The organism is Pseudomonas sp. D47 (genome assembly GCF_045447305.1).
Classification (GTDB): domain Bacteria; phylum Pseudomonadota; class Gammaproteobacteria; order Pseudomonadales; family Pseudomonadaceae; genus Aquipseudomonas.
The window spans coordinates 68,433-89,051 of the sequence record NZ_JBJGXU010000012.1; the positions used below are offsets into that span (position 1 = coordinate 68,433).

The 20,619-nt window shown below is 61.7% G+C and carries 14 protein-coding genes; 10 read left to right on the plus strand and 4 right to left on the minus strand.

Features of this window, described 5'->3' with window-relative positions; translation table 11 throughout:
• The first annotated feature begins 7 nt into the window (after positions 1–7).
• The 3 genes from ACI77I_RS11080 (at position 8) to ACI77I_RS11090 (ending at position 5,880) form a co-directional block, all read left to right on the plus strand.
• Positions 8–4,270 (plus strand): amino acid adenylation domain-containing protein, encoded by a 4,263-nt coding sequence (locus tag ACI77I_RS11080; protein ID WP_406997495.1) that lies wholly within the window; start codon positions 8–10, stop codon positions 4,268–4,270.
• Positions 4,271–4,645: 375 nt separating this feature from the next.
• Positions 4,646–5,617, plus strand: a complete 972-nt coding sequence (locus ACI77I_RS11085) for a hypothetical protein (RefSeq protein ID WP_406997496.1) — start codon at positions 4,646–4,648, stop codon at positions 5,615–5,617.
• Positions 5,618–5,682: 65 nt separating this feature from the next.
• Entirely contained in the window at positions 5,683–5,880 is a 198-nt protein-coding gene (locus ACI77I_RS11090) for a hypothetical protein (protein WP_406997497.1), read from the plus strand.
• Here ACI77I_RS11090 and ACI77I_RS11095 read toward each other — a convergent pair.
• The 3 genes from ACI77I_RS11095 to ACI77I_RS11105 form a co-directional block, all read right to left on the minus strand.
• Entirely contained in the window at positions 5,861–7,378 is a 1,518-nt protein-coding gene (locus ACI77I_RS11095; RefSeq protein WP_263273563.1) for a glycosyltransferase family 39 protein, read from the minus strand. The genes ACI77I_RS11090 and ACI77I_RS11095 overlap by 20 nt on opposite strands.
• A 25-nt stretch (positions 7,379–7,403) precedes the next feature.
• Positions 7,404–9,059: a lipid IV(A) 4-amino-4-deoxy-L-arabinosyltransferase gene (gene arnT / locus ACI77I_RS11100; RefSeq protein ID WP_406997498.1), complete on the minus strand. Its 1,656-nt coding sequence runs from the start codon at positions 9,057–9,059 to the stop codon at positions 7,404–7,406.
• Positions 9,060–9,245: 186 nt separating this feature from the next.
• A complete protein-coding gene (locus tag ACI77I_RS11105) occupies positions 9,246–9,923 on the minus strand; it encodes a histidine phosphatase family protein (protein ID WP_406997499.1) in 678 nt (225 codons plus the stop codon).
• A gap of 276 nt (positions 9,924–10,199) precedes the next feature.
• On the opposite strand from ACI77I_RS11105, the gene ACI77I_RS11110 reads away from it, so the two are divergent.
• The 4 genes from ACI77I_RS11110 to ACI77I_RS11125 all read left to right on the plus strand — a co-directional run bounded on the left by ACI77I_RS11110 (position 10,200) and on the right by ACI77I_RS11125 (position 16,092).
• Positions 10,200–10,868: an ABC transporter ATP-binding protein gene (locus ACI77I_RS11110; RefSeq protein ID WP_242150905.1), complete on the plus strand. Its 669-nt coding sequence runs from the start codon at positions 10,200–10,202 to the stop codon at positions 10,866–10,868.
• Between the two features lies 1 nt (position 10,869).
• Positions 10,870–13,332 carry an FtsX-like permease family protein gene (locus tag ACI77I_RS11115; RefSeq protein WP_406997500.1) on the plus strand — a complete coding sequence of 821 codons (2,463 nt, stop codon included), beginning with the start codon at positions 10,870–10,872 and terminating at the stop codon, positions 13,330–13,332.
• Positions 13,322–14,386, plus strand: a complete 1,065-nt coding sequence (locus ACI77I_RS11120; RefSeq protein ID WP_406997501.1) for a lipocalin-like domain-containing protein — start codon at positions 13,322–13,324, stop codon at positions 14,384–14,386. Before ACI77I_RS11115 ends, ACI77I_RS11120 begins: the two co-directional genes overlap by 11 nt.
• A gap of 260 nt (positions 14,387–14,646) precedes the next feature.
• A complete protein-coding gene (locus tag ACI77I_RS11125) occupies positions 14,647–16,092 on the plus strand; it encodes a hypothetical protein (RefSeq protein ID WP_406997502.1) in 1,446 nt (481 codons plus the stop codon).
• A 64-nt stretch (positions 16,093–16,156) separates the two neighbouring features.
• On the opposite strand, the gene ACI77I_RS11130 is transcribed toward ACI77I_RS11125, so the two are convergent.
• The gene (locus ACI77I_RS11130) at positions 16,157–16,828 is read right to left on the minus strand and encodes a sterol desaturase family protein (protein WP_094951545.1); all 672 of its coding nucleotides are present in this window, start codon (positions 16,826–16,828) and stop codon (positions 16,157–16,159) included.
• Positions 16,829–17,158: 330 nt separating this feature from the next.
• On the opposite strand from ACI77I_RS11130, the gene ACI77I_RS11135 reads away from it, so the two are divergent.
• From ACI77I_RS11135 to ACI77I_RS11145, 3 genes are all read left to right on the plus strand, one after another.
• Complete coding sequence (locus ACI77I_RS11135; protein WP_242150892.1) at positions 17,159–18,082, plus strand: substrate-binding domain-containing protein; 924 nt, start codon at positions 17,159–17,161, stop codon at positions 18,080–18,082.
• A gap of 64 nt (positions 18,083–18,146) precedes the next feature.
• Positions 18,147–19,655, plus strand: a complete 1,509-nt coding sequence (locus ACI77I_RS11140; protein ID WP_094951547.1) for a sugar ABC transporter ATP-binding protein — start codon at positions 18,147–18,149, stop codon at positions 19,653–19,655.
• A complete protein-coding gene (locus tag ACI77I_RS11145) occupies positions 19,621–20,613 on the plus strand; it encodes an ABC transporter permease (RefSeq protein ID WP_094951553.1) in 993 nt (330 codons plus the stop codon). Before ACI77I_RS11140 ends, ACI77I_RS11145 begins: the two co-directional genes overlap by 35 nt.
• Positions 20,614–20,619 lie beyond the last annotated feature (6 nt).

Consider the following 20,619-nt stretch of genomic DNA (forward strand, 5'->3'; position numbering starts at 1 on the left):
GCTGCACTTGCCGCCGGCACAGGATGACGCGCTGGACCTTGATGCACTGCTGAGCTGGTGGCGCGCGCAGCCGTTGGAGGTGTGCTTCCTGCCGACACCGGTGGCCGAGTACGCGTTCAGCCAGCGCCTGGATCACCCGACCCTGCGCACCTTGCTGATCGGCGGCGACCGCCTGCGCGCCTTCCCTCGGGCGCAGACCTTCGAGGTGATCAACAACTACGGCCCCACCGAAGCCACGGTGGTCGCCACTTCCGGGCGTGTCGAGGCGGGCCGGCCGCTGCATATCGGCGCGCCTGTGGCCAATGCCAAGGTCTACTTGCTGGATGAGCACCAACGGCCGGTACCCATCGGCGTGTCGGGGGAGTTGTACGTCGGTGGCAAGGGTGTGGCGCGAGGTTACCTGAATCGGCCTGAACTGAGTGCCGAGCGTTTCCTTGAAGATCCCTTTAATGATGGCCGCATGTACCGCACCGGCGATCTGGCGCGGTGGCTGCCGGACGGCAACCTTGACTACCTGGGCCGCAATGACGACCAAGTGAAAATCCGTGGCGTGCGGATCGAGTTGGGCGAAATCGAAGCCGCGTTGGCCACCCATCCGGCGCTCAAGGAAGCCGTGGTGCAGTGTCGCGAAGGGCAATTGCTGGCCTGGTTTATCGAGCAGCACAGCGTTGATATCGAAGCGCTGCGCGCCCATCTGCAAGCCTCGTTGCCGGACTACATGCTGCCTGTCGCCTATGTGAGGCTAGACGTGTTGCCCCTCACCGCCAACGGCAAACTCGACCGCAAGGCTTTGCCTGCACCCACGCAAGCCGCGTTCGTCACGCGCCTATTTGAAGCGCCGCACGAGGGCGCGGAAACCACCCTGGCGCAGATCTGGACCGAGCTGCTGCAGGTTCAGCAGGTGGGGCGCCACGACCATTTCTTCGAACTGGGCGGGCACTCGCTGCTGGCCGTGCAACTGGTGCAGCGCATGCGTGATGCCGGGTTGCGCGCCGACGTGCCGGTATTGTTCGGCCAGCCGACCCTCGCGGCGCTGGCAGCAGCCAGTGTCGGCCGCGAAGAGCAGGTGTCAGCCAATCGAATTCCGCTGGGTTGCACTCACATCACGGCAGATAAGCTCGCGCTGGCCGAGCTGGATCAGGCCAGCCTTGATCGCATCGTCGCGGGCATTCCAGGAGGGGCCGCCAATGTGCAGGAAATCTACCCGCTGGCGCCGTTGCAGGAAGGCTTGCTGTATCACCACCTCACCGACGAACGCGATCCGTACCAGCAACACGCGATGTTCAGCTTTGCCAGCCGCGAGCAGTTGGATGCGTTTGCCCAAGCCTTGCAACAGGTGATCAACCGTCACGACATCCTGCGCACCAGCCTGGTGTGGGATGCCCTTGAGCAGCCGATGCAAGTGGTATGGCGCGAAGCGCAGTTGCGGGTTGACCCCCTGCGCGCCCAGCCTGCACCGCTGGATTTGCGCCAGGCGCCCTTGATGGCCCTGGACTACGCCGAAGAACCGCACAACCAGCGTTGGATTGCTAAGTTACGCTTCCATCACCTGGTCAACGACGCCACCTCGACCACCGTGCTGGTGGATGAAATCCGCGCCCACCTGCTCGGCCAGCAGGCGCAACTGCCGGCGCCGGTGCCGTATCGCAACGTGGTCGCGCAGACCCGTTCACCGGCGCGTCAGGCTGCGCACGAGGCGTTCTTCCGCGAGCGCCTGGCCGATATTGACGAGCCGACTCTGGCGTTCGGCTTGCAGGACCGCCAGGTGGATCGGGCTGAAATTGAAGCGTTCGAACAGCCGCTCAGCGAGTCCCTCAACCAACGCTTGCGGGCGCAGGCGCGAGCCTTGGGTGTGAGTGCGGCCAGCCTGTTTCACCTGGCCTGGGCGCACGTGCTCAGCCGCGTCGCGGGCCGCGATGACGTGGTGTTCGGCACCGTACTGCTGGGTCGTTTGCAGGCGGGCGAGGGCGCCGACCGCGCGTTGGGCATGTTCATCAACACCTTGCCGTTGCGCGTGCGCCTGGCCGGGCAAACCGTGCTCGATGCACTCCACGACACCCACGTGCAGCTCAGCGCCTTGCTCGCCCATGAACAGGCCTCGCTCGCGTTGGCTCAGCGTTGCAGCAGCGCGTCGCCGCTGTTCAACAGCCTGCTCAACTACCGCCACACCTCTGCCGACACAGACTTGAACCTGGTGCCGGGCATTGCCTTGCTCAGCAGCGAAGACATCCTCAGTTACCCGCTGATGCTCACCGTTGACGACATTGCCAGCGGCTTTCGCCTCAAGGCCAAGGCGCCGCGCAAGGTCGGCGCAGAGCGCCTGCTGGGCTACCTCGACACGGCCTTGCACGGCCTGGCGCATGCACTTGAACGCGCACCCAGCACGCCATTGCGCGCCGTGCAGGTGCTGCCTGCCAGCGAACTGCACAGGCTATTGGTGGACTTCAACGCCACCGACACTGACTATCCCGAGACCCTCACGCTACCGGCGTTGTTCGAAGCCCGCGCGCGGCACATCCCGCATGCCATCGCGGTGCAGGCTGGCGAGCAACAACTGACTTACCGCGAGCTGAACGAACGCGCGAATCAGCTCGCCTTCCACCTGCGTGAGCGCGGGGTGCAGCCGGATTCGCGGGTGGCGCTGTGCGTCGAGCGCGGGTTGGATCTGGTCGTCGGTTTGCTGGGGATTCTCAAGGCGGGCGGCGCCTATGTGCCGCTCGACCCAGGCTACCCACGCGAGCGCCTGGCCTACATGCTCAACGACAGCCAACCGGTGGCGCTGCTGGTGCACGCCGCCACCCGCGAGCTGCCAGGCGAGGTGTTTATCCCGGTGATCGATTTTGACCACAACGGCTGGAGCCAGGCGCCCATCTGTAATCCTTCGGTGCCCGGCTTGACCGTCGCCAACCTGGCCTACGTGATGTACACCTCGGGCTCCACCGGCACGCCAAAAGGCGTGATGATCGAACACCGCGGCCTTGGCAACCTGATGCGCTGGGGCTCCCAGCTGTGCCCAAATGCCGAAGGCGGCGCCTTGTTGCAGCGTGCGCCGTTCAGCTTCGACGGCTCGGTGTGGGAACTGTTCTGGCCGCTCGCCAACGGTATGCGCCTGGTGCTTGCACGGCCCGATGGGCATCGTGAACCGGCTTACCTGGCGCAGGTGATTCGCGAGCAGCAGGTCACGGTAATCAAGTTCGTGCCGGCGATGTTGCAGCAGTTCCTCGAGCTGGAAGAGTCGGCCTTGTGCACCAGCCTCACCGACGTGCTGTGCGGCGGCGGCGAACTGACCCAAGCCCTGGCCCGTGGCGTGCAGGCGCGCTTGCCCAAGGTGCGTTTGCACAACGTCTATGGCCCTACCGAAGCCACGGTGGACAGCAGTGCCTGGACCTTGGAACCCGGCGAGCCTGTGCCTGCCCTGCAACTGCCGATTGGCCGGGCGATTAACAACACGCGTCTGTATGTGTTGGACGACCACGACGCGCCAGTGCCGATGGGCGTCAGCGGCCAATTGCACATCGGCGGCGTTGGCGTGGCCCGGGGTTATTTGGGCTTGGAGCAGATGACCGCCGAGCGCTTTATCGACAGCCCGTTTGTGGCCGGTGACCGGCTGTACCGCACCGGCGACTTGGTGCGTTACCTGTCGGACGGCAACCTGGAGTTCTTGGGGCGCAATGACTTCCAGGTCAAGCTGCGCGGCGTGCGGCTGGAGCTGGGTGAAATCGAGTCACGCCTGGCGGCGCACCCGGCATTGCGTGAAGTGGCGGTGCTGATTCGTGATGAGCGTTTGGTGGCGTACTTCACCCTGCGTGGGCAAGCGCCGGGCCTGGATGCCTTGCGAGCCTATGTGCTGGAGCAATTGCCGGAATATATGGTGCCGGCGGCCTTTGTGCAGCTTGATGTGTTGCCGCTCAACCCAGCGGGCAAACTCGATCGTAAGGCACTGCCCGAACCTGGGTTTGATGCAGTGGTCAGCCGGGCTTATGAAGCGCCCGTGGGCGAATTGGAAACCTTGATGTCAGGCATTTGGGCGGATGTGTTGAAGCTGGAGCGGGTAGGGCGGCATGACCACTTCTTCGAGCTGGGTGGGCATTCCTTGCTGGCGGTGAATCTGGTGGCGCGGATGCGTAAGGCTGGGTTGGAAGTGGATGCGCGGACTTTGTTCAGCCAGCCGACACTGGCGCAGCTCGCGGCTTGCACTGCGACACAGGTGCAACAGGTGGAAGTGCCTCAAACCGCCATCCCTCAACTCAACCGACGCCGCCGAATTTGAGTACTGGGCATGGCCAATGTGGGAGCTGGCTTGCGTGCGATGCAGGCACCTCGGTGTATCAGTGACACACCGTTGATGCCATCGCAGGCAAGCCAGCTCCCACATTTTTTTACAGTGTTTAGGTAGCAGCTCACCACAATTTCGAAGATTCAAGTCTTCTTTCTGCAATTAAAAGAGACACAGCTTACTGGCCCTTTACAAACCATGACCAAATGCCACTAACCCCAAGGTACACACTGATGAATCAGCCGAGGGTATGGAGCATTCGCAGGCGTAAAATCCAGTCGTACATTCAGTGGAACCACCTTCAGTGTCCTGACCACCGCACAGACAGCTATCACCGATAGCTCGGCGTACCCGTCTGGACGCCGCAAGATGTTGATCAAGAAGGTGCATATGACCCTGTCCGTTAGTAATTCTCAGCCTCAAGGCTTTTATCATCACGCGCATAAAACCAGCCACCCCAATGCGCAAACCCCAACGTTAACCTTCGATACAAACCCCGTTCGTACGGTGTCTACACTCTCGCCAAAGCCCCCGGCAGTGCTAGGTGAACTCAACGTGTCTAACCTGCCTTCGCGCGAGGAAGCCAGGCCCGCGGATGATCATCGCTCAGCAATGGAGGTCTACTACGACAACCCAATTTTGAGCCGGGGAATACTCTCGGCGAGTTGGGATAGAAGTGCGCAAGGTCAGGCGCGCAGGGCTACATTGATTGATGATCTGAAGGGGCAGGTGGGTGACTTCAGCTCCGACAATACTGACCCCCAATCTCGTGCTGACGCCATGTTTCGCCTGGCACGTGTGGTTAATTACATTGATAACGATGCAGGCGTAGAAAGGGTCGGAAGCGCGCGTATTGGAGATGGTTTTTTGGACACTGTCGGCTCCCATCGTTCTTCCTCCGAAGCGGGCCGCCTGATGGCGTTCGGTAGGCGTGGTTATGACGCGCTGGAGAGTTTTTCCATCGGCCGAGCGATTGATGACAAGCGCACGGTGGAAGAAATTACAGCGGGCCCTTTGTTCAAGGGGCTTTACGCGGCCCTGAATGATGAAGAACTGGACGCCTTCAAGTCGCGAGTAGGCGGGGATTGGGAGCGCGCCTCTCTCCCTCCTTCCGTCAGAGCTGATCTTGCTGCTACTGCAGAGCGAGTGCTGCAAGTTATCGACAGAAAAGGTGGCGAAGAATCTACCCCCGATAACGGCAAGATAGATGGTCTGTCAATTTGGGTTCCCCTTATTTCTGAAGCGTTTCTATCGAGCGTCCATTACACGCGCCCGGGCTCTGAAGCGGCCCGGGTGGGACAGTTCGCCAATAAAGGTTTTTCCGCTTTACACCAAAAGTAATAGCGCTCTGCGGGTGGAGGCTTTGATAGTCACCGACGCGTACCAACCCCACGCCGGCCCACAGGTTGGCTGACACTGCCAGCTGCCGCGTGCAGAAATTCGGCGGTGCGTGCGTAGTGGGCGTCGTGTTCGCGAAGGTCGCCCTGGGCGCGTACGGCCACCCACTGAGGCTGGAAAAACTGCAGGCGGTGCTGGCGGCGTTCCACACACTGATGAATGCCCGTGGCCTTCTGATGGGGCCTGTCAGCGTGGCACAGGAATGAATGCCACGCTGCCGCCTGAACGTTTCTGAAACAGCCGCTCGCCATTGTCCGGCTGCGTGGTAATCACCTTGTGATCCGCGCCCAGGTAGGCCAACGGCGTCGGGTCGTCCTTGGAGTACTGCGCGACGATGATGGTGTGCTGCGGGTCAAACCCCTGGCCGCTGGTTTTTACCAGCCAGGCCATGAGTGCGGCGCTGTCGCCCTGGCGCGGGAAGTCTTGGTTCTCGCTCACGTAATAGAACGGTTTGCCGCCATTTTGCAGGTACATCGGCAACTTGTTATCGACCTCCACCAGCACCATCTGCCATTGATTCCACGGCGCGCTTTTCACCGCCTCGGCTTGCACATCCTCGGCAAAGCGGGTTACGCCGCCATTGCCGGTGGTCCAGGGGTAGAGCACGCCCAGCACCAACAGCAACAACCCGGCGGTGATGCCAAAACCCTTTTGCCAGCGCGGCCAACTGGCCGGTTTTTTCTGCAGGCGTTCACTCAGCCACCAGGCGCCCAACAATTGGGCAAACGGTACCAGCGGCAGCACGTAGTAACTGCGGCGGCTGCCGCTGGCGGTAAAGAACACAAACAGCAGGCCCAGGCCCCATACCAGCCAGCGCACGTTGGGTGGCGTTTGGCGCCAGTGACGCAGCGCCAGCCACACGCCGAGCAGCCAGCACGGCGCCCAGGGCAGGGTGTAGGCGGGCAGGTAGATCAGGTAGGTGTAGATCGGCCCCATATGGTCGAACGGGTCGAAAAAACGCACCACGTTTTCCTTGAACACCAGGTCAAGGCCGCTCTCGCCGTAGGTCGGCGCCCCATACACATGTGACAGCACGAAGGGAATCGCATAGAACGCCGCGGCAATCAGCATCGCCAGCAGCAGGCGCAGGTTGAGGTGGCGTTTGTAGCGGTGTTCGCTGAGCAGGTGCGGCAACAGCACCAGGCCCGGCAGCACAAAGCCGATCAAGCCTTTGAACAGCGACGTCGCCGCCAGCAGCAGAAAAAACACCGTGTAGCGCCCCAGCCGGGTGTCATCCGGCCCGCGCCAATACCACCACACCGACGCCAGCACGCCACACACAGTCAGTACATCGGCGGTGGCGACCCGCGCCCAGAACAGAAAGTAGAAGGTGGTGGCCAGCATCCAGCCGGCGATCAGCCCGGTGCCTTTACGAAACAGGCGTTCGCCGATCAGGTACACCAGCCAGACGCTCAACCACGCCGCGATCACCGACGACAGGCGCAGCGACCATGGGCCAAGCCCGCCCATCAGGTTGGCAGAGGCGGTGATCAGCCAGTAGGACGGCAGCGGCTTGTCGTAGTACGGCGCGCCTTTGAGATAAGGGTCGAAGTAGTCGCCACTCTGCAACATCTGCAATGCGATGTTGGCCCACCGAGTTTCCGGCCCCCACAGGTCGCGACTGCCCAGCCCCAGCAGCAGAAGCAGCGCCGAGACGCCCAGCAGCAGCACCAGGGCGCCGCGTTCGGTTTTCCAGAAACTCATGGGCTTACTCGCCGTGGGCGTAACGTTAAGGAATTTTCGGGTAGATGATCAGTAGCATGGCGCCTTTGCGATAGCGCTTGCCTCCCGGCGGCAATTGCCCTTCTTCGCGATGCTCGCTGGTGCTTCTGACGCGCATCAGCACCCCGACCGAACCTTGCTGTCGCGCATCGGCGAGCCAGGTCTGAATGCTGTCCAGATCGACTTTGCGGTGCACCGAATCCGCATATTTGAGGCCGTAGCTCAGTTCGCCCCGGGTGTCATAAAAAGCCACTTCAGGCCGCCGCAGTCGCCAGGACAATGCGGACGCCGAGCCCAGTTCATTGCTGATAAGAGCATGGGTTTGTTGCAGTTCATCCAGATGCTGGAGGACGAACTGATCGGGCATTGCGGTATCCGTGACTTCTTCCGGCATGCCAGCCGGCAGCAGGGCGACCAGCAAGCCGATGCCCAGTGCGGGCATGGCCCACAGCGTCAGCGGGCGGAAGGCTTGCAGCACGTTGGCCAGTATCCAACCCAGCAGCACGATAAAGGTCAGGGACAGGCTGTACATCTCAGCGTGGCTGTTGCTGTACAGCGGGTCATCGATTTGCAGGTAAATCAGTGCCGCCATCGCAGCCACGCCGATGGCGAGGTTGAGCAGGCCGTTGACCCGCAGGGCGCGGATTTTGCCGCGGTTGATCAGGTCGGTCACGGCATGGCCCATCAGCAACGCCAGCGGCAGCAGGCACGGCATGATGTAGGTGGGCAGCTTGCCGTTGCTCAGGCTGAAAAAAACCAGGGGCAGCAGCAACCACAAGCCGAGGAAAATAATCGCCGGCTGGCCTTTGTCTTTCCAGGCCTTGAGTGCTGTGCTTGGCAACAACGCCGCCCACGGCAGGCACGCCACGACCATGATCGGCAGGAAGAACCACCAGGCCCGCGCATGCTGTGCTTTGTCGGAGGAAAAGCGGCGGATGTGCTCGTGCCAGAAAAAGAAGCGCCAGTAGTCCGGTTCCTGCAGATGAATCGCCCACACCCACGGCAGGCACAGCAGCAGCGCGACCCCAATGGCGATCGGGCCGTAGCGCAGCAATTCACCCAAGCGTCGCTGCCAAAGCATGTACGGCACGGCAATCAGCACGGGCAACAGCCAGGCCAGAAAGCCCTTGGTCATAAAACCCATGGCGCAGGCCACGCCCAGCACTGCCCAGGCGCCCATCCGGCCACGCGAGGTGCGGTTGTCCAGCGCAAACCACAGCGCAACCAGGCTGAGGTTGACCCATAAGGTGAATTGCGGGTCGAGGTTGGAGTAACCCGCTTGCCCGGCCACCAGCCCAAAGCTCATGTAGAGCAGGGCGCAGGCGAAGCTCTTGCGTGGGTCGTTCCACAGGCGGCGTGCGATGAGGTAAGCCAGTATCACGCTCAGGCCGGTGGTCAACGCCGAGGCGATGCGCACGCCGAACAGGTTTTCGCCAAACACTGCCTGGCCAAGGGCGATCAGCCAATAGCCGGCAGCGGGTTTTTCGAAATAGCGCACACCCATGAAGTGCGGTGCGATCCAGTTGCCGCTCAGGAGCATTTCCTGGCTGATCTGGGCGTAGCGGGTTTCATCCGGGGTCCATAAACCGTGCAGGCCCATGGGCAATAGATAAAACACGGCGAAGGCCAGTAACAATAGCGGTAAGGGTTTTAGGCGGGTCATGAAAACGTCGCTCCTTGACGTTTAAAGGTGAAGTAAGGGGGCAGGTTAGTAAGAGTAGAAAGGATCACAAAGTTCACTAAGTCGATGAAAGTATTCATGACGTCCAGAAGTAACAGGTGCAACTAAACTTGCCAGAGCAGGCCTGTCGTATTCCTGAACATGGGACGTGATATATGTAAAAAAGTGTTAGAGCTTTTTCAGTACGGCGGCCCAGGCTTGGCTGTTCATGATGCCCAGTGTCTCGAACTTGCCGTTGGCTTCTACGCGTATGAACAGGGCGCTGCCGTACTGAGGGAACGCCGCGCGGGGGAAGCCCAGCGTTGTTTCGAAATCGGCGATACAGCCACTGTGGGTGACAAAAACCAGGTTGCGTGCGGGCTGTTTGTGGCTGAGCAGTTCTTCACCCATGTCCTTGCCGCAGATAGCTTTTTCGCTGGTAGTCAGATCGGCTGCTTTGCCGAACATAAACTGCGAGGTCTGAACGGTGCGCAGGGCGGGGCTGGCAAGCACATCGCTGTAGCCCATGCCCAGCTTCGTAAAGGCCTTGCCCAGCTCTTGGGCGCGTTGAGTGCCTAAGACTGTCAGGCCTTCAGGTGAACCGAAGCAGGGGTTTGTCGAGCGGTCGCATCGCTCTTCGTGGCGCACCAGCACAATCAGGTCGCCGTCGCGCCAGGCGGGCAGCACTTGTGAGGTCAGCAAGCGATTGCCGACGCCCAGGTCACGCGGCGATGACGGCCACATCAGGAAAGCGGTGAGCAGCAGGGCAATGACGGCGAGACCCGCCCACCACTTTTGCATTTTTTTGAAATAGCCCCGGCGTGAGCGCGGTTTGGTCAGAGTAAGGTCAACCACATCATTCACCATGGGCACTGTCAGCAGTGTTTTTTATTAAGTAGGCGCAACGCATTGACGAATTCCCATAAGGGAATGGGAGGCTGTCACAGGGCTGCTGTCTTTTTGCTGAACATCTGGCGGTTAAAAGTTGCCGTGGCTGGCAACTAATAAGTTGCCGAGTATCGGCGCGTGGCGGGCAATTTAGAGGGGCGAGGGTGGGCAAGCAGTGAAATCCATGTGAAAAATTTGCGTAGGGCCGACGGTCAGCCGTTATGCTCGTTCGGAGTCCTTCGAACGAGCGTTCTTATGTTGCAGGTGCAAGGTGTCCTAAAAAGCTACGCCACCCCGCAGGGCCCGCTTGCAGTGCTGGCGGGCGTTGACTTGTTCCTGGGCGAGCGTAGCAGCCTTGCGCTGATGGGCGAGTCCGGCAGCGGAAAAAGCACATTGCTGCATCTGGTGGCCGGGCTTGATCAGGTGGATGGCGGCAGCATTCAGGTGGGCGAGCAGCGCCTGGACCAACTCAGCGAAGCGCAGCTGGCCCACTGGCGGCGGACTGAAATCGGCCTGGTGTTCCAACAGTTCAACCTGATCGGCAGTTTGCGCGTGGACGACAACCTGGCATTCCAGGCGCGGTTGGCGGGGCGCTTTGATCCGCAGTGGCAGGCGCAGTTGGTGGAGCGCCTGGGGTTGGGCGATTTGCTCAGGCGCTATCCCGAGCAACTGTCCGGCGGCCAACAGCAACGGGTTGCGGTGGGGCGTGCGTTGGCGTCGCGCCCTGGCTTGCTGCTGGCCGATGAGCCGACCGGCAATCTCGACGAAGCCACCAGCGATGAAGTGCTGCAACTGTTGCTCGACCTGTTGCGCGACAGCCCCACCAGCCTGTTGATGGTCACGCACAGCCCGCGCATCGCCGCGCGCCTGGACCAGCAAGTGGTGTTGCACCGCGGTCGTGTCGTGCCTGCGGACGCGCGCTGAGATGGCGGTGTTTTATTGGGCGTTGCGTGCGCTGATCAGCCATTGGCGGCGCCACCCGGTGCAGTTTTTCAGCGTGCTGACCGGCCTGTGGCTGGCGACCGCGCTGTTGACCGGTGTGCAGGCCCTTAACAGCCAGGCGCGGGACAGTTATGCACGCGCCAGCCAACTGATCGGCGGTGAGCCGCAAGCCAGCCTGAGTGCGCCAGACGGCGCCAGCTTCCCCCAAGCACTGTTTGCCGAGCTGCGCCGCGCTGGTTGGCCGGTGTCGCCGGTGGTGCAGGGCCGGTTGCTGCTCAAGGGGCATGAAGTACAACGCCTGCAGCTGATGGGCATCGACCCGCTGTCGTTGCCCGGCGGCGGCGCGGTGGCGGGGCAGCGCCTGAGCCAGGCGCAAATGCTGGCTTTTTTCAACCCGCCGGGGCGTACCTGGATCGCACCGCAAACCTTGTTGGCCCTGGGGTTGCACGAAGGTGAGCAACCGCTGACCGCGAGCGGGCAGGCCTTGCCGCCGTTGCAGGCTCAACCGGACATGGCGCCGGGCCTGTTGCTGACCGATATCGGCTTCGCCCAGCCGCTGCTGGAAATGCCCGGCCAACTGTCGCGCCTGCTGCTGGACAAGGCCTTTGCCGCCCGCCATCCCACACCGCCTGCCGCGCTGCAACTCAAGCAGGGCGAGGACAACAACCTTGCGCGCCTCACCGAAAGCTTTCACCTGAACCTCGACGCCCTGGGCTTTTTGTCGTTTGTGGTGGGCTTGTTTATTGTGCACGCCGCCATCGGCCTGGCACTGGAGCAACGCCGTGGATTGCTGCGCACCTTGCGTGCCTGCGGGGTCAGTGCGCGCATGCTGATCCTGAGCCTGGGCGTCGAACTCGGCGTGTTGTCGTTGCTCGGTGGCGTGCTCGGCGTCGCCAGCGGTTACCTGCTGGCCAGCCTGTTGCTGCCGGATGTGGCCGCCAGTTTACGCGGCCTGTACGGCGCCGAGGTGCCGGGCCAATTGAGCCTCAGCCCATGGTGGTGGATGGCCGGCTTGGGCCTGAGCCTGCTCGGCGCATTGCTCGCAGGTGGCAGCAGCCTGTGGCGGGCGGCGCGTTTGCCGCTGCTGGCGCTGGCCAATGCCCAAGCCTGGCATGACGCGCACGGGCGCTGGCTGCGGCGCCAGGGTTGGGTGGCGGCGACCGCGCTGGTGATCGCGCTGCTGGCGCTGTGGCTGGGCGACAGCCTGGCTGCCGGGTTTGTGTTGATGGCGGCTTTGCTGTTGGGGGCAGCGCTCGGTTTGCCGGTGGTGCTCAACGGCCTGCTGACGGCGGTGCTCGGGCGTAGCCGTTCAGTGCTCGGTCAGTGGTTTTTGGCCGACTGCCGCCAGCAGTTGCCGGCCTTGAGCCTGGCGCTGATGGCGTTGCTGCTGGCCTTGGCGGCGAACATCGGTGCAGGTTCGATGACCTCGGGCTTTCGCCAGACCTTCAATAACTGGTTGGAGCAACGTCTCACGGCCGAGCTGTACCTCAACCCGCAAACCCCGGCCCAGGCCGAGCAGCTCAGCACCTGGTTGGCGCAGCAACCGCTCGTGCAAGCGGTGCTGCCCACCTGGCAGGTCGCGGTGCAGTTGCAGGGCTGGCCGGCGGACGTGTTCGGCGTGGTCGACGACCCCACTTATCGTCAGCACTGGCCGTTATTGGAGCGCGTGAGCGAGCCTTGGGACCAGTTGCTGCAAGGCGACACGGTGATGCTCAGCGAACAACTGGCGCGGCGCTTGAAGGTGCGACTCGGCGATGCGGTCGTTATTCCCACGCCTGAGGGCGTTTGGTCCCCCAAGGTGGTGGGGGTTTACGCCGACTACGGCAACCCCAAAGGCCATCTGCTGGTCAATGCCAAGCACCTGCTGGCGCACTGGCCGGGGCTGACACCGGCCCGCTTCAACCTGCGGGTGCTGCCGCAGAATGTGCCGCCGCTGGTGCGCGAGGTGCAACGTGCGTTTGCATTGGAAGACAGCCGCATCGTCGATCAACAGCAACTCAAAGGCTGGTCGAGCCAGGTGTTCGAACGCACCTTTGCCGCAACGGCTGCGTTGAACAGCCTCACCCTCGGCGTCGCCGGGGTGGCGTTGTTTATCAGCTTGCTGACCCAGAGCCAAAGCCGCCTGGGCCAACTCGCGCCGCTGTGGGCGCTGGGTGTGACGCGTCGGCAATTGATGGTGCTCAACCTCGGCCAGACCTGGCTGCTGGCGGTGCTGACCTTGGTGTTGGCGTTGCCGTTGGGCCTGCTGCTGGCGTGGTGCCTGGACGCGGTGATCAACGTGCAGGCATTCGGCTGGCGCCTGCCGTTGCAGGTATTCCCGTGGCAGCTTGCGCAATTGTTGGGTCTGGCGCTGCTGGCCACCTTGCTGGCCTCGGCCTGGCCGCTGTGGCAGTTGTACCGCAGCCGCCCGGCGGATTTGCTGAGGACGTTTGCCAATGAAGATTAAAGCGCTGCTGTGGGCTGCTGTGTTGCTGCTGACGGCCTGTGACAAGGCGCCAGCGCCGCCAGAAAGCTTCGCAGGCCTGGGCAACGATGCCGCGGACTTTGCCCAGGTGGTGCCCGGTAAAGTGTTCAGCTTTCCTGAGGATCACGGCCCCCATGATGGCTTTCGCATCGAGTGGTGGTACGTCACCGCCAACCTCAAGGACGCCCAAGGCAATGTGTTCGGCGTGCAATGGACGCTGTTTCGCAACGCGCTGAAGGCGGGGCCGACGCAGCCCGGCTGGCACGACTCCACCATCTGGCTTGGCCACGCCGCCGTGACGTCCGCCACCCAGCACTACGCCGCCGAACGCTTCGCCCGTGGCGGCATCGGGCAAGCGGGGGCCCAGGCCGTGCCATTCAATGCCTGGATCGACGACTGGAATTTCGTCACCCGCCCCGGCGCCGTGAGCGCCTTGGCGGATATGCAACTCACTGCCTGCGGCCCGCAGTTCGCCTACGACTTGCACCTGACCTCCAGCCGCCCGTTGGTGCTGCAAGGCGATAACGGCTACAGCCGCAAGTCCGATCAGGGGCAAGCGTCCTACTACTACAGCCAGCCATTTTTTACCGCGGCCGGCAGCGTCAGCCTCGACGGCAAGACCTACCAGGTCAGTGGCCCCGCCTGGCTCGACCGCGAATGGAGCAGCCAACCTCTGGCGGCCAGCCAAACTGGCTGGGACTGGTTTTCCCTGCACCTGGACCGTGGCGAGCAGTTGATGCTGTTTCGGGTGCGGCAAAAAGACGGCGCGGGTTACCTGACCGGCACCTGGATCGACCCGCAGGGCCACACCCAGACCCTGCGCAATGAAGATATTCAGCTCACACCCTTGTCCACCACCGCCATCGACGGGCGTCCTGTTCCTACGCGCTGGTCGCTGAAAATCCCAAGCAAACACCTGGATATCACCCCCCAGGCCGTCAACCCGAAGGCGTGGATGAACCTGAGCATCCCGTACTGGGAAGGGCCCGTGCAGTTTGAAGGTGGCGTGGGCTATCTGGAGATGACGGGGTATTAAACGCGCCTTTTTGTAGGCGCTGTTTCTCTGCCAGGCGGGCAGCAACTCTGGGGACGAAACCGGCGACGCGTCAGGTTTAGTCGCATGGGACTAATGATTGATAGTGGCTTTAGAAGACGTTCGTTTTTCTGCACCTATTTTTCCAGGCGGCTATTTTTTCAAAAAAAGCACTGTTCAGTTATCCAGTAGTGTCCTACATTTCACCCTAGGTGACCGGATGTCACCTGAGCTTCAATTTTTTAACTATGGATGGATAAAAAATGAAATCGAAAAAAGCCTTTATGCTGGGCGCGGCCATGGCGGCCTCCTGCTTCGTTTCGGCCTTCGCCCTGGCCGAACCAAGCCTCCCGAAACTCAGCGCAGAAACGCTCAAGCAGGCCGTGGGTAACGCGCTGAACCCCGGCGGTACGCTGGAGTCGATCCAGGTTTCGGACGCGCTCAAGCAAAAGCTCAACGCGGCGAAGGCCGGCAAGGCCAAGGCGCCTGCGAGCAAGGCGGCCCCCAGCAACGTGGCGGTCGACACCAAGGTTGGCGAGTTGAAGAAACCCGACCAGGCGCAAATGAAAGACGCTGCGATTGCTGCATTCACGCCGCTGTTTCCAACCCTGGATATCAACACGCTGTACACCCTTACCGGGGTGGAGACCGGTGCGCAAATCGCCTACCACTTCAACCTGCCGAAAAACGCGCGGATCCAGGTACAGTTGCTGAACCAGAGCGCCGGTACCGACATGTCATTGACCCTGTTCCACGATGATGGCCAGGGTAACCTGACGCCATTGGGCACCTCCGATAACGCTGGCAATGCCGATGAATACCTCAACGGTGTGCTGGCGGCCGGTGACTATTACTGGTTCATGGTGGCCAATACCGCGAGCAACTCGCAGTTCAGTTTCGGCGTGGCGGTGGATAGCAATATCGATGCTTATGAACCCAACGACACCCCGCAAACCGCATTTGCGCTGCCGGATGGGTTGAACCAGGTGTCGGGCAACCTCGATAGCGTCAACGATGTCGATTACTTCGACTTCACCTCGTTGCGCGGCCAAGGCGTGGGTATGTTCCTCGGCGATGACGGCGCGGGCACACGCAACCAGTGGATTTTCGAGCGCTTTGATGGCAATAACTGGGTGGAAGTCCCGCAAGGTTCCACCTCGACTTACCCGAACTTGACCCCGGGCTACACCGTCAAGGTGCGTGTGCGGGCCAACCCGGCGGTAGCACTGAACCCGCAGGCGCAATATAAGTTGAGCCTGGGTTCGGCGCCACGCCTGGACCAGTACGACGTAAACGGCGACAACGTGGTGCGCATCCCCAGCTCGATCTACCAACTGGCCACCCAGGCGGCGCGCAGCCTGAGCTGGAGCACCCGATGGTCTGACAGTACCGGTGCACCCTTGCGCGGTGTCACCCCGGTACTTCGGGTCGACAAGCGCTTCAGTGGCCCCTACAACTGGGTCAATTACGAGGCCAGGACCGGCATCACTGGTGCAGCTTCGGGCAATGTCGACCTGGGCACTTGCTCCGGCGACTACCACGTGGTCTACCCGGACAGTGGGTCCGGCCAGACGTACAACTGGGATACCTGGTTCAACGAGGGTGGCTGGCGCATCGAGCTCAAGGAGTTTCCGGGTGTGGGCGTGGGCGGCAATATCTCGCAGTACGTCAGCCTGGGTCATATCTGCAGCCAGCGCATCGTGCGCTGATCGATTGACTTGAGTGAGGCAGGGGGCAGTCCATTTGGACTGCCCCTTTTTCGTTGGTGAGCGCCTACTTTGAGTTGTCGCGTGGGGCAGGCTCCCAGTGCAGGGTGCCGAACAGGTAATCCATCAGCGGTAGCACGATATTGAAATTGCGCCCCTGCATCAGCTCGCGCCGATGATGCAGGGCGTGCAGTTGGTGCATCTGGCGAATCCACGGCAGGCGAGCCACGCGGTGTTCGGCGGGCAGGTGTTCGCAGGCGTGGAACACTTCGTAAAGCAGATAGCCCAGGATCATGCACCCGGCAAACAGCCCGGCGACGTTCGGGCTCAGGTGTTTGAGCAGCCACCAGGCGGGGAAGGTGATAGCCAGGCTGTGCAGCACGATCAGCCAGGCGGGGAACAGGATCACGCGCCAGTCCCGGGGGCTGTCGTAGGTCATATGGCCGGGGGTGAAGAAGCTGTGATGGTCGCCGGTGTGGCGCGCGTAAAACAGTTTGGCGAGGGCGTGTTTGTGGTGGCCGAGGTGGCGGTGGACGAGGTAGATACACAGGTTGAAGAACACCAGGGTCAGGGGCACCGTCAGCCACTGGAGTGGGGTGATGTGTTCGGTGGAGGACCAGGCCAGGGTGATGCAGAAAATGCCGTAGCCGAGCACGAAACAGGCGTGGAGCCATGGGTTGTAATGGGGATTCACGTTGGCGCGATAACGGGCGCGGAAGGTCTCGGTAGGGTGGGCCATGGCGGTCAGCTCGGTGTTTTTTGTTAGAGGGTGAGCTTAGTTGGTGGTGGGGAATGTGCGAGTTTTTGCCGGCTACGCGATCAAAGGTGGGAGCTGGCTTGTCGGGTCGCCGCACCGCTGCGATGCAGGTACCTCGGTGTACCAGGCATAGCGAGTGGATGCCATCGCAGGCAAGCCAGCTCCCACATTTGATCAGGGTGGGCCAGGAAGGGTATCCAGCCCCGGGCGACCAATGGGGGCTTGCACAGCCTCCATTTACTTGCTAGTTTCTCGCAAAATGTTATCGATAACATTTGCTCTAAAAATAAAAACAAAACAGAGAACTACGCCATGAAAATGCTCCCGAAGACCCTGTGTTTACTGGCTGTTAGCATCACCCTCGGCTCTACCTCCCCAGCGTTCGCCGACGCCGCCAAACCCATCCGTATCGGCGCCTCCTTCCAGGAAATCAACAACCCCTATTTCGTCACCATGAAAAACGCCCTGGAAGAAGCCAGTGCAACCATCGGTGCAAAACTGATCATCACTGACGCTCGCCACGACGTGTCCAAGCAAGTCAGCGACGTCGAAGACATGCTGCAAAAAGGCATCGACATCCTGCTGATCAACCCCACCGATTCGGTCGGCGTGCAGTCGGCGGTCAAATCCGCCCACGCCGCCGGTGTGGTGGTGGTCGCGGTAGACGCCCAGGCCGACGGCCCGCTGGACTCCTTCGTCGGTTCGAAGAACTTCGACGCCGGCTTCCAGGCCTGTGAATACCTGGCCAAGAATATCGGCGACAAAGGCAACATCGCGATCCTCGACGGCATCGCCGTGGTGCCGATCCTCGAGCGTGTGCGCGGCTGCAAAGAGGCCGTGGCCAAGCACCCGGACATCAAAATCGTGAGCATCCAGAACGGCAAGCAGGAACGTGACCAGGCGCTGACCGTCACCGAAAACATGCTGCAGGCCCAGCCCACGCTCAAAGGCATTTTCAGCGTGAATGACAACGGCTCCCTCGGCGCGCTCTCGGCCATCGAAGCCAGTGGCCTGGACGTGAAACTGGTGAGCGTCGACGGCGCGCCGGAAGCGATCAAGGCGATCCAGAAACCCGGCAGCAAGTTCATCGCCACCTCGGCGCAATACCCGCGCGACCAGATCCGTCTGGCCCTGGGCATCGCCCTGGCCAAGAAGTGGGGCTCGCAAGTGCCCGCCACCATCCCGGTGGACATCACCTTGATCGACCAGGCCAAAGCCAAGGACTTCAGCTGGTAAATCGCCCAGGCCCCACGTGATCCGTGGGGCCTAGGTCATTCCTTCTGAATACGAGGTCGGTGGTATGAGCAGTCTTCTCAAGCTGGAAAATATCTGTAAGCGTTACCCGGGCGTACAGGCCCTCAAGGCCATCAACTTGCAAGTGGAGCGCGGCGAGATTCATGCCTTGCTCGGCGAAAATGGCGCGGGCAAGTCGACCCTGATGAAGATCCTCGGCGGTGTCGAACATCAGGACGAAGGGCAGATCCTGATCGACGGCCAGGCGCAGCAGTTCGCAACCTACCGCGATGCGATTGCCGCCGGTATTGGCATCGTGTTCCAGGAGTTCAGCCTGATTCCCTACCTCACGGCGGTGGAAAATATCTTTCTCGGCCACGAGTTGAGCAATCGCTTCGGCCTGCTGCGCAAGCGCGAGATGGTCGAGGCGGCCGAGGCGTTGTTCAAGCGTTTGGGCGTGAGCATCGACCTGCAATGCGCGGTCAAGCACCTGAGTGTGGCCGAGCAGCAGTTTGTCGAAATTGCCAAGGCCCTGGCCCTGGATGCGCGCCTGCTGGTGCTTGATGAACCGACCGCGACGCTGACGCCCAGCGAAGCCGAGCTGCTGTTCGAGATCATGCGCGAACTCAAGCGCCAAGGCGTGGCGGTGATTTTTATCTCTCATCACCTTGAGGAAATCTTCCAGGTTTGCGACCGCATCAGCGTATTGCGCGACGGCGGCAATGTCGGCGTAACCGATGTGGCTGACAGTGACATCGACCGCCTCGTCGAGATGATGGTCGGCCGTCGCCTGGAAAGCAGTTTTCCGCCCAAACCGACCACAGCGCGTGGCCCGTTGTTACTGGAGGTCAAGGACATCCAACTGGTGCGTAACGGCCCCCACAACAGCTTCCAACTGCACAAAGGCGAGATCCTCGGGTTTGCCGGTTTGGTCGGTTCCGGCCGCACCGAACTGGCACTGGGCATGATGGGCGCGCTGCCCTCAGTCAGCAAAGAGGTGTGGCTGCGTGGCGAAAAAGTCACCCTTGATGACCCGGCCCAAGCCCTGGCCCACGGCATCGGCCTGCTGCCCGAAAGCCGCAAGAGCGAAGGCTTGATCACCGATTTCAGCATTCGCGAAAACATCTCCCTGAACAACCTGCCCAAATACCAGAACGCCTCGGGGCTGATCGACAAGGCCAAGGAGTGCGCCAGCGTCGAAGACCTGATGCGCCAGCTGTCGATCAAAGCGCCCAGCGGCGAGAGCCGAGTGTTCAACCTCAGCGGCGGCAACCAGCAAAAGGTTGTGATTGCGCGCTGGATCAACCACCACTGCGACGTGCTGGTGTTCGACGAACCCACGCGCGGCATCGACGTCGGCGCCAAGGCGCAGATCTACGCCTTGATGCGCAGCCTCACCGAACAGGGTTACGCCATCATCATGATTTCCTCTGAACTGCCCGAAGTCATCGGCATGTGCGACCGCGTCGCCGTGTTCCACAAAGGCGCCATCGTCAAGGTACTCGAAGCGTCTGCCGTCAACCCACAAGAGGTCATGCGCCATGCAACAGGGGGCTCAAGTGAATACGTCCATTAACACCGGCGACACCGGCCGGCTGCGCCTGCACCTGGCGCGGCTGGTGCGCTCGCCGGCCTTCTATCCATTCGTGGGTCTGGTGGTGGTGACCCTGGTAATGATCCTCGCCAGCGACACCTTCCTGACCACCAGCAACCTGTCGAACATTGCTCGCCAGGTGTCGATCAACGCGATTATCGCGGTGGGCATGACCTGCGTGATTCTCACCGGTGGCATCGACTTGTCGGTAGGGCCGGTGATGGCGCTGTCCGGCACCTTGACCGCCGGTTTGATGGTCGCGGGCCTGCCGCCGGGCCTGGCGATTGGCGCCGGGATGCTGATTGGCGTGGCCTTCGGCATCGGCAACGGGCTGTTCGTCGCCTACCTGCACATGCCGCCGATCATCGTCACCCTGGCGACCATGGGCATCGCCCGTGGCCTGGGCCTGATGTACACCGACGGTTACCCGATTTCCGGGTTGCCGGAGTGGTTCGGCTTCTTCGGCCGCCAACGCCTGTTCGGCATCGAAGTGCCGATCCTGATCATGCTCATCACCTACTTCGCCGCCTACGTGCTGCTGCAGCACACGCGCATCGGCCGCTACATCTATGCCATCGGCGGCAATGAAGAAGCGGTGCGTTTGTCGGGCGTGCGCGCGGCGCGCTTCAAGCTGCTGGTGTATGGCATCAGCGGCCTGACGGCGGCGATTGCCGGGTTGGTGCTGACCTCACGCTTGATGAGCGGCCAGCCGAATGCCGGCGTGTCGTTCGAGCTGGATGCGATTGCTGCCGTGGTACTCGGCGGCGCCTCGATTGCCGGCGGGCGCGGGGTCATCGTCGGCACCTTGCTCGGCGCGATGTTGCTCGGCGTATTGAACAACGGCCTGAACATGCTCGGCGTATCGCCCTACGTTCAGAGCGTGATCAAAGGCGCAATCATTTTGCTGGCGATCTTTATCAGCCGTCAGCGCCATAAATAAACTCAT

What these genes read in the sequence shown, in the direction of transcription:
- ACI77I_RS11085 (WP_406997496.1), top strand. Translation starts at nt 4,646, where the DNA reads ATGTTGATCAAGAAGGTGCATATGACCCTGTCCGTTAGTAATTCTCAG.
- ACI77I_RS11095 (WP_263273563.1), bottom strand. Translation starts at nt 7,378, where the DNA reads ATGAGTTTCTGGAAAACCGAACGCGGCGCCCTGGTGCTGCTGCTGGGC.
- arnT (WP_406997498.1), bottom strand. Translation starts at nt 9,059, where the DNA reads ATGACCCGCCTAAAACCCTTACCGCTATTGTTACTGGCCTTCGCCGTG.
- ACI77I_RS11105 (WP_406997499.1), bottom strand. Translation starts at nt 9,923, where the DNA reads ATGGTGAATGATGTGGTTGACCTTACTCTGACCAAACCGCGCTCACGC.
- ACI77I_RS11110 (WP_242150905.1), top strand. Translation starts at nt 10,200, where the DNA reads ATGTTGCAGGTGCAAGGTGTCCTAAAAAGCTACGCCACCCCGCAGGGC.
- ACI77I_RS11115 (WP_406997500.1), top strand. Translation starts at nt 10,870, where the DNA reads ATGGCGGTGTTTTATTGGGCGTTGCGTGCGCTGATCAGCCATTGGCGG.
- ACI77I_RS11120 (WP_406997501.1), top strand. Translation starts at nt 13,322, where the DNA reads ATGAAGATTAAAGCGCTGCTGTGGGCTGCTGTGTTGCTGCTGACGGCC.
- ACI77I_RS11125 (WP_406997502.1), top strand. Translation starts at nt 14,647, where the DNA reads ATGAAATCGAAAAAAGCCTTTATGCTGGGCGCGGCCATGGCGGCCTCC.
- ACI77I_RS11130 (WP_094951545.1), bottom strand. Translation starts at nt 16,828, where the DNA reads ATGGCCCACCCTACCGAGACCTTCCGCGCCCGTTATCGCGCCAACGTG.
- ACI77I_RS11135 (WP_242150892.1), top strand. Translation starts at nt 17,159, where the DNA reads ATGAAAATGCTCCCGAAGACCCTGTGTTTACTGGCTGTTAGCATCACC.
- ACI77I_RS11140 (WP_094951547.1), top strand. Translation starts at nt 18,147, where the DNA reads ATGAGCAGTCTTCTCAAGCTGGAAAATATCTGTAAGCGTTACCCGGGC.
- ACI77I_RS11145 (WP_094951553.1), top strand. Translation starts at nt 19,621, where the DNA reads ATGCAACAGGGGGCTCAAGTGAATACGTCCATTAACACCGGCGACACC.